Source organism: Collinsella sp. AF36-3AT (assembly GCF_003475205.1).
Classification (GTDB): Bacteria; Actinomycetota; Coriobacteriia; order Coriobacteriales; family Coriobacteriaceae; genus Collinsella; species Collinsella aerofaciens_AF.
This window is the reverse complement of the sequence record NZ_QROZ01000001.1, coordinates 289,272-302,912: the sequence shown is the minus strand read 5'-3', so window position 1 is coordinate 302,912 and position 13,641 is coordinate 289,272. Positions and strand designations below refer to the sequence as shown.

Genomic DNA, 13,641 nt, shown 5'->3' with positions numbered 1-13,641 from the left:
CTCTCTATTTGATCGTAAGGAGAAAAACATGAGCAAAACCGTCGTGTCTTCCGATAACGCACCCGCAGCCATCGGCCCGTATTCCCCCGGTATCCAGGCCGGCAACATGGTGTTCCTGTCCGGCCAGCTGGGCATCGACCCCGCAACCGGCAAGATGCCTGAGGGCGTCGAGGCCCAGGCCAAGCAGTCCCTCGCCAACGTCGAGGCCCTGCTGACCGCTGCCGGCGCCACCTTTGCCGATGTCGTCAAGACTACGGTCTACCTGGCCGACATCGCCGACTTCGCCGCCGTGAACGAGATCTACGCCTCCAAGTTCGAGGCCCCGTTCCCCGCACGTAGCGCCTTCCAAGTTGCCGCCCTTCCGGCTGGCGGTCTGGTCGAGATCGAGGTCGTCGCCGCCCTCTAAGGCGTTGGCAACAACTAAACATGACATGCAAAAAGACCCTGCAGCGCGTGCGAGCTGCAGGGTCTTTTGTCAAGCGATGCGACAAAAATGATCCGTTTCCCTTCGTCCCCAAGGGATCACGTTTAGCCTTCCTTGCGGACTTTTTGCAGGTAGCGGTATACGCTGGGCTCCGAAATGCCCAGCGCGGTGGCGGCGCAGGCCACGGCGCCCTTGAGCATGAACACCCCGTTGCCGTTGAGGTGGCGAATGACGTCCATGCGGTCGCTCTGACCAAGCGACGCTACATCCAGCCCGCGCGCGCTCAGCAACTCGGCAATGCTGCGGTCGATGAGCTCCTGCGTGGACTCCGAAAGGCTTTCGACCTCGATAGGGGCGGGCTCCGTGCGCGTCGGCGCCGCGTCGAAGCATGCCATGAGCTGCTGCGCCATGGCGTTGATGGAGCGCACGGTCGAGAGGTCGGTGTTGACGCAGAGCATACCGACGATCTCGTTATCCTCGCGGATAAAGTACGTCGCCGACTCCAGCGTCTTGCCGCCGGCGCCGCGGCCCTCGTAGCCCGTAATAAACGGCAGGTCGCGATACTTGGGGTCGTGCATGATCTTGAGCGCCAGATCGGTGGCAGGACCGCCGATCTTACGGCCGCTCACGATGCCGTTGCGAATATCGACGATGGCATGGTCGGGATCCGAGAAATCGTGCAGCACGATTTCGCTGTTCTTACCGAGTATCTGCTCCAGGAAATCGACCATCGGCAAAAAGCGACGTACGGTCTCGTTCACAGGCAACTCCTTGGGGTGAAATCGGAAATGTTCATAACAATTTTTTCTCATGGTAACACGGTGTCTATTGCCTCGCATATTCGCAGGTACATTGCGTAATACGGACGAGCGGTAGGAATTTGGCGGTAAACGGTCGACCAAAAGAAAAGTTAGATGTTATTTTGACCAGGCACTTTCCTGACCTGCGGAAATGCATTATCTCAGCTGAAGAATAGTCTGATAACAAAAAATTATTATTGAGAATGAGAATCATCTTTAATACGATATGCAACGAAGGCACAACCTCAACCCCGCACTGCGTCACAATAGAGCGTTAGATGCGAAAACAACTATTTCGAGGATTGGTGGTCAAATGACCCAGGAGACGGTTAAGAACGGCACTGAAGCCCTGTTCACTCGTGAAGGCATGCCTCCCGTTAAGGAAATGATCCCGTGTGCCCTTCAGCACGTACTGGCATCGTTTGCCGGCATCATCACCCCGGCTGTCATCATGGCCGGCGTCTACGGCTTTAATAGCCAGCAGAGCACCGACATCATCCAGGTCGCGCTCATTCTTTCGGCGATCGACACGGCCCTTCAGGCCTTTGCCCCCTTCCGTCGCATCGGCGGCGGCCTGCCCATCGTCATGGGCGTTTCGTTCGCGTTCCTCCCGGCCCTGCAGGCCATGGGTGCCTCGGGCTTTAGCTTTGGTGCGCTGCTGGGCGGCGAGATCGTCGGCGGCGCCGTCGCGGTCCTCTTTGGTCTGGCCTACAGCAAGATCAAGTGGCTGTTCCCGCCCGTCGTGACCGGTACGGTCATCTTCTCCATCGGCGTTTCGCTGTATCCCACGGCCGTCAAGTATATGGCCGGCGGTATGGGTACGCCGCTATGGGGCACCCCGCAGGCCTGGTGCGTCGCTCTTATCACCTTCGCCGTGGTCTTTGCGCTCGCCAACTTTGGCAAGGGCACGCTCAAGCTGGGATCCGTGTTCTTTGGCATGATCGTTGGCATGATCGTTTCGATCCCCTTTGGCATGATCGACTTCTCCAGCGTCGCCACCGCTCAGGTCTTCGCCCTTCCCAAGCTCATGCCCTACGCGCTCGAGTTTGATCCCGAGGTCTGCATTACCCTCGCTGTCGTGTTCCCCATGGTTGCCATCCAGGTTATCGGCGACGTCTCCGCCGCCTGCCTGGGCTCCATCGACCGTATGCCCACCGAGCGCGAGCTCTCCGGCGCTATCGTGTCCCAGGGCCTCACCTCTATGGTCGGCGGCCTGCTGGGCGGTCTTCCCACCAGCGCCCTTGGCCAGAACGTGGGCATCATCTGCTCCAACAAGGTCGTCAACAAGTGGGTCTTTGTGATCATCGCGGCCGTCTTTGCCATCGCCGGTCTGTTCCCGCAGCTCTCTGCCGTCCTTTCCGCTATCCCGCAGCCCGTCATCGGCGGCGCGACCGTCGGCGTCTTTGGCACCATCACCATGAACGGCGTGCGCATGTTCACCCGCGAGGGCCTCACGCAGCGCACTACCACCATCGTCGGTACCTCCGTCGTCTTTGGCCTGGGTATCTGGATGGCCAGCGGTTGCCTTGCCGGCGAGGGTATGCCCGCCTGGGTATCCACCGTCATCGGCTCCAATGCCGTAACCCCCACCGCCATTATGGCCATTGTCCTTAACCTGATCCTTCCGCAGACGCCGGTCGTGGCTCAGCACATCGATGCTGCCAAGGACGCCGCCGTGGATCTGGTCTTGCCCGAGAGCAAGAAGTAACCAATTCGGTGCTATTCGTCGGCGGGCGCATCGCCTCGTCCGCCGACGTCATGCGGCGCCAAGCCGCACTTCAAAGGGTTTGTCCCTTTGGTGAAGCGTTGACGGGAGAGGGCCCGTTTCCGGTGTAGGCCGGCGCTTCGCACTCCGCCATGTCAGAGGTGTCAAACCCCGCCTCTGATGTTGAAGGGAGCATCCATGCTTCTGGTCGCTAACGGTTCCGTTTTTACCCGCAACGCTCAGACCCCGTTTATTCCAAACGGTGCGGTCGCCATTGACGGAGATACGATCGTCGAAGTGGGCCCCGAGTGCGAGCTCAAGGTCAAGTACCCGGATGCCGAGTACGTCGACGCCCAGGGCAACCTCATCATGCCCGGACTCATCAATTGCCACACCCACATCTACTCGGGTCTGGCTCGCGGCCTTGCCATTAAGGGCTGCAACCCCACCAACTTCCTGGAGAATCTTGAGCAGCAGTGGTGGAAGATCGATGACAACCTGACGCTCGACGGCACCAAGGCCAGCGCCTATGCCACGATTCTGGACTCCATCCGCGATGGCGTCACAACGATCTTCGATCACCACGCGAGCTTCTGCGAGATCCCAGGCAGCCTCTTTACCATTAAGGATGCAGCTCAGGAGCTGGGCATGCGTTCGTGCCTGTGCTACGAGGTCTCCGACCGCCGCGGCCAGGAAAAATGCGACCAGGCCATTGCCGAGAACGCCGAGTTTGCCCAGTGGGCCGCCAAGGAGCGTCGCGATAACGACAATCACATGATCGCCGCCATGTTTGGCGGTCACGCCACCTTTACGCTTTCGGACGAGACCATGGACAAGATGGCCGAGGCCAACAACGGCCTGACCGGCTTCCACATCCATGTGTGCGAGGGCATGAATGACGTGTGGGACTCCCGTCTCAACCGTGGTGGCATCAGCCCCGTCGAGCGCCTGCTGCAGCACAATCTGCTGGGTCCCGACACCATGCTCGGCCACTGCATCCACGTGACGCCCGCCGAGATGGACATCGTCAAGGAGTCCGGCACCTGGCTCGTTAACAACCCCGAATCCAATATGGGCAACGCCGTGGGCTGCGCCCCCGTGCTCGAGTTCTTCCGCCGCGGCATCCCCGTGTGCATGGGCACCGACGCCTACACCCACGACATGCTCGAGAGCCTCAAGGTCTTTCTGATCATTCAGCGCCACAACGCCGCCATGCCCAACGTGGGCTGGTGCGAGGCCATGACGATGCTGTTCGAGAACAACGCCAAGATGGCGAGCAAGTACTTCGATCGCAAGCTCGGCGTGCTCGAGGCCGGCGCTGCCGCCGACGTCATCGTCATGGACTACAAGCCCTTTACGCCGCTGAGCGAGGAGAACATCGACGGCCACATGCTCTTTGGCATGATGGGCAAAAACTGCCGCACTACCATCATCAACGGCCGCGTCCTGTATAAGGATCGTAAGTTCGTTGGGATTGATGAGGACAAGATCAACGCGTGGACCATGGCCGAGTCCAAGAAGCTCTGGAGCACGCTCAACGATCGCGTGTACTAATTCCAATTGGAGATTCGCGCGCGTCGGATGTTTCGCCGCATCCGACGCGCGCATAGGCGGCCTCCGCGGGGTCGCCGGCGCTGTGCTAGCGCTACACCGTATTTGCGCCCGCCGCGCGGTCTCGCCGGGCGTTACAGAGAGGAGCTCACTATGAGCGACATCATGAGGCCGATCCCGTTTTCGCAGCTGATGAACTGGATCATCGAGGAGCACAAGACCCAGGACGCCATCTTTGGCGTGCGCAAGATGGTCACGACCAACCAGGAGGGCGCGCTTCCCATTTTTGACGAGCGTATCGAGACTCCGTTTGGCCCGGCCGCCGGTCCCAATACGCAGCTGGCCCAGAACATCGTGGCCTCCTACGTTGCTGGTTCCCGCTTCTTTGAGCTCAAGACCGTCCAGGTTATGGACGGCGAGGAGCTCTCCAAGTGCGTCAACAAGCCCTGCATCGTGGCTCAGGACGAGTGCTACAACTGCGAGTGGTCGACCGAGCTCGAGGTTCCGCAGGCCTTTGCCGAGTACGTGAAGGCATGGTTCGCCTGCCACCTGATCGCTCGCGAGTACGGTCTGGGCAGCCCGGACGGCTTTGTCTTCAACATGTCGGTGGGCTATGACCTGGAGGGCATTAAGAGCCCCAAGGTCGACGCGTACATCGAGGGCATGAAGGATGCCAGCGGCTCCGACGTCTGGAACGAGTGCCGCGCATGGGCACTCGCCAACCTGGACAAGTTTGAGCATGTCGACGCTGCGTTTGTCGAGTCCATCCCGGCGCGCGTCTCCAACTCCATCACCGAGTCTACCCTGCACGGCTGCCCGCCCGCCGAGATCGAGCGCATTGCGACCTACCTCATCACCGAGAAGGGCCTCAACACCTACATCAAGTGCAACCCCACGCTGCTGGGCTATGAGTTTGCACGTCAGCGCCTCAACGAGCTGGGCTTTGACTATATCGTCTTTGATGACACGCACTTCCGCGAGGATCTGCAGTGGGCCGATGCCGTGCCCATGTTCGAGCGCCTGATTGTCCTGTGCGCCGAGCGCGGCCTGGAGTTTGGCGTCAAGCTGACCAACACGTTCCCCGTCGACGTGACGAGGAACGAGCTGCCTTCCACCGAGATGTACATGTCCGGCCGTTCGCTGTTCTCGCTGACCATCGAGGCCGCCCGCCGCATTACCGAGCAGTTCGATGGCAAGCTGCGCATCAGCTACTCCGGCGGTGCCACGGTCTACAACATCCGTGCCCTGTATGATGCCGGTATTTGGCCCGTTACCCTGGCGACCGACGTGCTCAAGCCCGGTGGCTACGAGCGCTTTAGCCAGATGGCCGGCGAGTTTGGCGATCTGGACGGCAAGCCGTTCGCGGGCGTCTCTCTCGAGGCCGTGACCGCGATCCAGACCGACTCACTCACCAACCCGCTCTACAAGAAGCCGCTGCGTCCGCTGCCCGACCGCAAGGTCGCTGGCAAGAGCCCGCTTTCCGACTGCTTTACCACGCCGTGCCGTACGAGCTGCCCCATCCAGCAGGATATCCCTGCCTATCTGGCGGCTGTTGACGAGGGCCGCTACGAGGACGCGCTCAACATCATCATCGAGCGCAACGCCCTGCCGTTCATTACCGGTACCATCTGCCCGCATCCCTGCGGCCGTGCCTGCGAGCGTGCATTCTACGAGCCCGAGGGCGCCCAGATTCGCGCCAGCAAGCTCAAGGCCGCCCGCGAGGCCATGACCGCCGTGCTGCCCAAGCTGCGCGCCCAGGCCATTGCCAACGACGCCGAGCGCAACGTTGCCGTTATCGGCGGCGGCCCGGCCGGTCTGGCGACGGCGTTCTTCCTGACGCGCGCCGGCGTGCCCGTCACTATCTTCGAGGCCCGCGACTCTCTCGGCGGCGTGGTCCGTCACGTGATCCCCGAGTTCCGTATCGCGAGCGACGATATCTCCCACGATGCCGAGCTCTGTCTGGCCTTTGGCGCCAAGGTGCAGCTCAACGCCCGCGTGGAGTCCATTGACGAGCTCAAAGCCCAGGGCTTTACCGACGTGGTCGTGGCCACCGGTGCCTGGATGCCCGGCTCTGCGGGCTTGGGCGAGGGTGCCGAGCTCGACGTGCTGGAGTTCCTCGAGGCCGCCAAGAAGGGCGAGAAGCTCGAGCTGGGCGAGGACGTCGTGGTCATTGGCGCCGGCAACACCGCCATGGACGCGGCTCGCGTGGCCAAGCGCCTGGCCGGCGTGAAGAACGTGCGCCTGGTGTATCGCCGCACCAAGAAGCAGATGCCCGCCGACGAGGAAGAGCTCGATCTTGCTCTTGCCGACGGCGTTGAGTTCTGCGAGCTGCTGGCGCCCAAGGCGCTCAACGGCGCCGTGCTGACCTGCGACGTCATGGAACTTGGCGAGCCTGATGCAAGCGGCCGTCGCAGCCCCGTCGCCACGGGCGAGACCGTCGAGCTTTCCGCCACCACGGTGATCTGCGCCGTGGGCGAGGGCATCGATGCCAGCCTGTACGATGACGCGGGCGTCGAGCACGACCGTCGCGGCCGCCTTGCCGCCACCTCCACCGGCATCGAGGGCGTCTGGGCTGCGGGCGACTGTCGCCGCGGTCCTGCCACCGTGGTCGAGGCTATCGCCGATGCCGCCGAGGTCGCCCGTGCCATCGCCGGCGTGGACTTTAACAAGTACGCCGACTGCAACGAGCAGGCCGGTCGCGAGGACACCTGCTACGAGCGCAAGGGGTCGCTGTGCCGTGACAAGCGCAACTGCACCAAGACCCGCTGCCTGGGCTGCGGCTCGGTGTGCGAGGTCTGCTGCGACGTGTGCCCCAACCGCGCCAACGTTGCCATTAAGGTGCCGGGCCTGGCCAAGCATCAGGTGGTACATGTCGATGGCATGTGCAACGAGTGTGGCAACTGCGCTGTGTTCTGCCCCTACCAGGAGGGCCGTCCCTACAAGGACAAACTCACCCTGTTCTGGAACGAGCAGGACATGGAGAACTCCGAGAACGAGGGTTTCCTGGCCGTGGACGAGGATCACTTTAAGGTCCGCGTCGCCGGCACGGTCCGCACCGTCTCGGTCGATGCCGTCAACACCGGTCTGCCCGAGGCCGTCCGCCTGACCATCAAGGCCGTGCGCGACAGCTATCCGTACCTTCTTAAGAAATAGGCGAGTCTTTTATGGCCAAATCCATTCAACATAACGTGGCCTACGTTGCCTGCGGAAGCGGTTGTGCCTCCGCAGGCGGCGACGCCCGCTGCAGCGAAGGCTGCATTGGCTGTGGCGCCTGCGTCACGGCCTGCCCCCACGGTGCCATTGCGCTGGTCGACGGCATCGCCCGCGTGGATCGCTCCAAGTGCACGGGCTGTGGCCTGTGCGGCATGGCATGCCCGCAGCGCGTGATTGCCTTTGTTCCCGGCTACCAGAACATCCTGGTGCGCTGCAACAACACCGATAAGGGTGCCATTGCGCGCAAGATCTGCGACACGAGCTGCATCGGTTGCGGCATGTGCGCCAAAAAGTGCCCTGCCGGCGCTATCCGCATCGAGGACAACTGCGCCCATATCGACGGTGCGGACTGCCTGTCGTGCGGCATGTGCGCCGTCGTCTGCCCGCATGGCGCCATCCACGACCGCACCGGCATCGCCGCCGGCGTGTAGAAGGGAATCACCATGGCACAGGAATTCACTTTTACCGTTAACGGCGTCGAGCGCACGACGACCCAAAACAAACCGCTGCTGCGCTACCTGCGCGACGACCTGCACATTCACTCCGCCAAGGACGGCTGCTCCGAGGGCGCTTGCGGCACCTGCACCATTCATGTGGACGGTGCGGCCGTCAAGGCGTGCGTGCTGACCACCGCCCTTGCCGCCGGCCGCAACATCGTGACCGTCGAGGGCCTGCCCGAGGACGTGCGCGAGGCCTTTGTGTACGCCTTTGGCGCCGTGGGCGCCGTGCAGTGCGGTTTTTGCATCCCCGGCATGGTCATGGCGGGCGCGGCGCTCATCGCCGAGGACCCCGAGCCCACCGAGGAGCAGATCAAGTACGCCATCCGCGGCAACGTCTGCCGCTGCACCGGCTACAAAAAGATTATCGAGGGCATTTCGCTGGCCGCTGCGGTGCTTCGCGGCGAAAAGCAGATTGACGAGGGCCTGGAGCGCGGCGACGACTACGGTGTGGGCAAGCGCGCCTTCCGTATCGACGTGCGCAAGAAGGTGCTCGGCGAGGGCAAGTACCCCGATGATATCGACGAGCTCGATCAGCCGGGCCTGACCTATGCCAGCGCCGTGCGCTCCAAGTATCCGCGCGCCCGCGTGCTCTCCATCGACACCTCCAAGGCCGAGGCCCTGCCCGGCGTGGTGGGGATCCTGCGCGCCGAGGACGTGCCGGTCAACCAGGTCGGCCACCTTATCCAGGACTGGGACGTCATGATTGCGGCGGGCGATATCACCCGTTGCGTGGGCGATGCCATTGTGCTGGTGGTTGCCGAGGACGAGGCGACGCTCGAGAAGGCCAAGAAGCTCGTAAAGATCGATTACGAGCCGCTGGAGCCCGTGCGCAACATTGTCGAGGCCAGGGCTGCCGACGCCCCGCGCCTGCACGACAGCTTCTTTGCCTTTGGCAAAACGGTGGAGCTCAAGGACAACGTGTGTCAGAGCCGCCATGTGACGCGCGGCGATGCCGCCAAGGCGCTGGCCGAGAGCGCGTTTACCGTGACGCAGCGCTTTACCACGCCCTTTACCGAGCATGCCTTCTTGGAGCCCGAGTGCGCCGTCGCCTTCCCGTACAAGAACGGCGTCAAGGTGCAGTCGACCGACCAGGGCGCTTACGATACGCGCAAAGAGTGCGCCCATATGTTTGGCTGGGACAACGAGCCCGAGCGCGTGGTCGTCGAGACCATGCTCGTGGGTGGCGGCTTTGGCGGCAAGGAGGACGTGTCCATCCAGCACCTGGCCGCGCTCGCCGCATATAAGTTCCAGCGTCCTGTGAAGTGCAAGCTCACGCGTGCCGAGTCGCTCGCGTTCCATCCCAAGCGTCATGCCATGGACGGTACCTTTACGCTGGGCTGCGACGCCGAGGGCAACTTTACCGGCCTGGAATGTGAGATCAACTTTGATACCGGCGCCTACGCGTCGCTGTGCGGCCCGGTGCTCGAGCGCGCCTGCACGCACGCCGTCGGTCCCTACAAGTACCAGAACACTGACATCCGCGGCTTTGGCTACTACACCAACAACCCGCCCGCCGGTGCGTACCGCGGCTTTGGCGTGTGCCAGTCCGAGTTTGCACTCGAGAGCCTGATCGACCTGCTGGCCGAGAAGGTCGGCCTGGATCCGTGGGAGATCCGCTACCGAAACGCCATCGAGCCGGGCGAGGTTTTGCCCAACGGCCAGATTGCCGATTGCTCCACGGCGCTGAAGGAGACACTGCTCGAGGTCAAGGATGCCTACTATGCGCATCCCGGACACGCCGGTATTGCCTGCGCCATGAAGAACGCCGGCGTGGGCGTGGGTCTACCCGATGCCGGTCGCTGCAAGATTCGCGTCGAGGATGGCCGCGCCGTGGTCTACGCCGCCACGTCCGACATCGGCCAGGGCTGTAACACCGTCTTTTTGCAGGACGTTGCCGAGGCGTGCGGTCTGCCGCTGAGCTGCATTGCCAACGGCGAGTGCTCCACCGAGAACGCTCCCGACTCCGGCACCACGTCTGGCTCGCGTCAGACGGTCGTGACCGGCGAGGCCGTGCGCGGTGCCGCCTTCCTGCTGCGCGATGCCATGGTTGGCATCGAGGCCGGCAAACCTGCGCCCGATGCTCCCGTGAGTGCGCATGGCGACGGCGTCAAGATCGAGTACGACGACGGTCGCGCCTATCAGCTACGCACACAGGAGCTCGTCGCCGGCCAGGGCATGCATCCTCAGGATCCCGCGGCCGCCATCAAGGCGCTCGAGGGATGCGAGTTTGGCTACGTGTATCTGGAGCCGACCGACAAACTGGGCGCCGACGTCCCCAATCCCAAGAGCCACATCTGCTACGGCTTTGCCACGCACGTGGTCATTCTGGACGATGACGGCCGCGTGAGCGAGGTCTATGCCGCGCACGATTCCGGCAAGGTGGTCAACCCCATCTCGATCCAAGGTCAGATTGAAGGCGGCGTGCTCATGGGTATGGGCTATGCGCTCACCGAGGACTGGCCGCTTAAGGACTGCGTACCCCAGGCAAGGTACGGCACGCTCGGGCTGTTCCGTGCGCCCGAGATTCCGGATATCCACGCCATCTACGTGGAGAAGGACGAACTGCTGCCCGTGGCATACGGCGGCAAGGGCATCGGCGAGATCGCAACGATCCCCACGGCGCCCGCCGTGCAGAATGCCTACCGCGCGTTTGACGGCAAGCTGCGTCCAAATCTGCCCATGGTGGATACGCCGTACAGCCGCGCTCGTCGCCGCGGGTAGAGTAGAGCGCGGACGGCCATTACTGACGGGCTGTTCGCGCTCAACATCAACTACATATGCTGCGCCTTTGGCCCCAGCTCCATCGCGAGCCGGGGCCGTTTGTTTGGAGCGGAGGGCGCATCCCGGAATTGGCGCTCAGAACGGGATGCGCTTTCCTTTTTGGGCCCTCGGCGGAAACTACGTCCCGGATTCAATGTTCAGAATGGGATGCATTTTCCCTTTGAGTCTCTAGCGGAAAGCGTGTCCCGGAATTCGGTTCCAGAGTGGGATGCGCTTTCCGGTTGGAGCTTCAAACGGAAAGTGCATCCCGGAATCCGCACCTGGAATGGGACGCACTTTCCGGAACAGCCCTCAACCGGAAACTGCGACCCGGAATTCGATGCCAGAACGGGATATGCTTTCCGAATCGCCTTCAGGCGGAAATTGCATCCCATTCTGAGTCTTCATTCTGGGACACGCTTTCCGCAAGGAGCTTCATCAGGAAAGCGCATCCCGTTCCGAGCTCCTATTCCGGGACGCACTTTCCGGTTGTCATTCACTTGGAAACTGCATCCCAGTTTGAGCGTCTATTCCGGGATGCAGTTTCCGCTGGGCGTTCAACCGGAAAGCGTGTCCCGTTCTAGGCCTTGATTCCGGGACACGGTTTCCGCTAGGCATGCCATCTGGAAAGCGCATCCCGTTTTGAGCACTCAGTCTGGGACATGGTTTCCGCGGGAGCTTCCGACCGGAAAGCGTGTCCCGGTTTGGTAGGCAGGCGGGCATAAGCTCAGCAGCTCCTACAGGTCTACCTCGTTGAGCCATGTCGGCAGCGCGGTCTGCCGGATGCCTGCCGTCTGCAGCTTTTTGGCGAGCATTCCTGCCGAGCGGACCTCGTTCATGGTAAAGCGCAGCAGAGGGTGACCGTAGAGCGATAGATGCGCCTCGCGCTGTCGTTCGGCAACGAGCGCCTCGGCGGTGGTGCGTCCGGCCAGCATGGTCTGGTCGGTATATTTGATGAGCCCGTCGAGTTCGTCCAGCGTGAGCTCCCGCGCCTGGCGCTCCCAGGCAAAGTCCGTTCGTATGGGCTTGGCCGAATCGAAGGGGTCCGTTAGCTCGTATTGAAGCCCATCGGGTGCAAAGCCCGTTTCGATCATGACGGCTCGGGCGACCGATTCCCCGCCGCTCTCGGCGCGAGCGTCGGCATATCGAAGCGTTGTGAGGGCGGTGCGAATCGCGAGACCATTGCGGACAGTCGCTCGTTGCTCAACGGCCTCCATCAGCTGTTCCGGCGCAAGGCCGAGCTTTGAGATCGCCGAATCGGCAATAGGCATGCCGTCGGCAAAACCAGTTTGCAGCAGGCAATCTGTGGCCGTTTGGATGGGCGGTGTTACCGATACGCCGGCTCTGCGTATTGCTCCGGCCGGCTCAATCTGGTGTCGCTGAATATGTGCGCCCGGACGAGCCGACGGCTTTGTCGAGCTGCAAACATGCACGACGTTCAGGTGTCGCCACGAGACCTCGAGCCCCAGCAGGCAAGCTGCCGAAAACGAGCAGAACGTCCAATCGGGACGGATGATCGCAAGGGCGCGAATAATCTCGCAATGGCGTTGCGCTCGGTTGAGTTCATCCCAGCGCGTTTTTCGCGCAAACAACCCCGGCATGGGCGAGACAACCGTGCCGCCGGTGCGCCGAAGGAGCGCTTTTCGGATCGCCGTGCTCGGGGGAATCAGACAGCGCCCCTCTTGTTCGGCTTGAGTGAGCAGTTGGTCGATGAGCTGGTCATTGCAATGGGTCATGAGCTACCGCCTCCTTTTGGGTAGCAAAAACGTATCAGCTGGAACTTGCCGCTCAGCTGACCAAAAGCTGACCAAAATCTAACCATGCAGGTAGATGGCCTGTTTTCGGCGACATTTTTACATCCGAATCGGTGGGCGGTGATTGGCTCCCGTGAACGGCAACAAGTTATGAAGACCTGGTAAGTTTAGGGACGTGTACTTTTTCGAAAAACGGTAGTCTCTCCGCGGAAAGTGCATCCCAGAATTAAGCCTCGGAACGGGATGCATTTTCCAGTAGATGCTTCAGTGGAAAGTTCATCCCAGAATTCAGGCTCAGAACGGGACACGCTTTCCGGATGGCATGCTTGGCGGAAACTACGACCCAGTATTTGGCTCCAGAACGGGACAACCTTTCCGAATCGGTCTTCAAGCGGAAACTACGCCCCGGATTTGACCTTCAGACCGGGATATCGTTTCCGGTTGAGGCCTCGAGCGGAAAGCGCATCCCATAATCCCCAATGGCACCGCAGCGCATTTCGTGTCCGCGTGGGCGTTTGCGCCGGTCGTCGAATGACGTTATAGCTGGCTATATTATGGGTAGCTATAATGTTCGACTTTTCGACAACCCTCGGCCTGTGGCAGAGCATGGGTCGCCAATCAAGGCGGCGGTTGCCGAGGCCTCGTTACCGAAAATCCATTTGTTAAACCTGGCACCCGTGGGTAGAATAAAGTCGACGGCAGCCCAAGTAGTGAAGAGCTGGGCAGCGCCGTTACTCAGTTTAAGGGGTCAATGCCTTAACGGCGTCGACCCCTCTTTTTATGCTTCGAATGCTGCTTGAGTGCCTCGGAAAGTTCGATAAGCGCCGTGAAGAGCGAGACCAAAGCAACCAAGAGCTCTACGAGCTCTGATGGGCCCGGGATGACCTCTGATTCAAGTCACCGGGCCTAAATCTTTTTCAGGCATTTGAATAGA

At 61.6% G+C, this 13,641-nt stretch carries 8 protein-coding genes; 6 read left to right on the top strand and 2 right to left on the bottom strand.

From position 1 onward, the window contains the following. The first annotated feature begins 28 nt into the window (after positions 1-28). Positions 29-406, top strand: a complete 378-nt coding sequence (locus tag DW003_RS01270) for a RidA family protein (protein ID WP_055285184.1) — start codon at positions 29-31, stop codon at positions 404-406. A 122-nt stretch (positions 407-528) separates the two neighbouring features. On the opposite strand, the gene DW003_RS01265 is transcribed toward DW003_RS01270, so the two are convergent. Beyond that, positions 529-1,185 (bottom strand): transcriptional regulator, encoded by a 657-nt coding sequence (locus DW003_RS01265; protein ID WP_233545437.1) that lies wholly within the window; start codon positions 1,183-1,185, stop codon positions 529-531. Between the two features lie 352 nt (positions 1,186-1,537). Between DW003_RS01265 and DW003_RS01260 the strand changes: the two genes are divergently transcribed. From DW003_RS01260 to xdh, 5 genes are all read left to right on the top strand, one after another. Next, entirely contained in the window at positions 1,538-2,932 is a 1,395-nt protein-coding gene (locus tag DW003_RS01260) for a uracil-xanthine permease family protein (protein ID WP_089572468.1), read from the top strand. Between the two features lie 195 nt (positions 2,933-3,127). Continuing rightward, positions 3,128-4,483: a putative aminohydrolase SsnA gene (gene ssnA, locus DW003_RS01255; RefSeq protein WP_118259970.1), complete on the top strand. Its 1,356-nt coding sequence runs from the start codon at positions 3,128-3,130 to the stop codon at positions 4,481-4,483. Positions 4,484-4,633: 150 nt separating this feature from the next. Next, positions 4,634-7,633, top strand: a complete 3,000-nt coding sequence (gene ygfK, locus DW003_RS01250; RefSeq protein ID WP_118387111.1) for a putative selenate reductase subunit YgfK — start codon at positions 4,634-4,636, stop codon at positions 7,631-7,633. Between the two features lie 11 nt (positions 7,634-7,644). Next, complete coding sequence (locus DW003_RS01245; RefSeq protein ID WP_055252516.1) at positions 7,645-8,124, top strand: 4Fe-4S binding protein; 480 nt, start codon at positions 7,645-7,647, stop codon at positions 8,122-8,124. A 12-nt stretch (positions 8,125-8,136) separates the two neighbouring features. Continuing rightward, complete coding sequence (xdh, locus tag DW003_RS01240; RefSeq protein ID WP_118387109.1) at positions 8,137-10,914, top strand: selenium-dependent xanthine dehydrogenase; 2,778 nt, start codon at positions 8,137-8,139, stop codon at positions 10,912-10,914. 776 nt (positions 10,915-11,690) lie between these two features. Here xdh and DW003_RS01235 read toward each other — a convergent pair. Continuing rightward, the gene (locus tag DW003_RS01235; protein WP_118387107.1) at positions 11,691-12,689 is read right to left on the bottom strand and encodes a hypothetical protein; all 999 of its coding nucleotides are present in this window, start codon (positions 12,687-12,689) and stop codon (positions 11,691-11,693) included. Positions 12,690-13,641 lie beyond the last annotated feature (952 nt).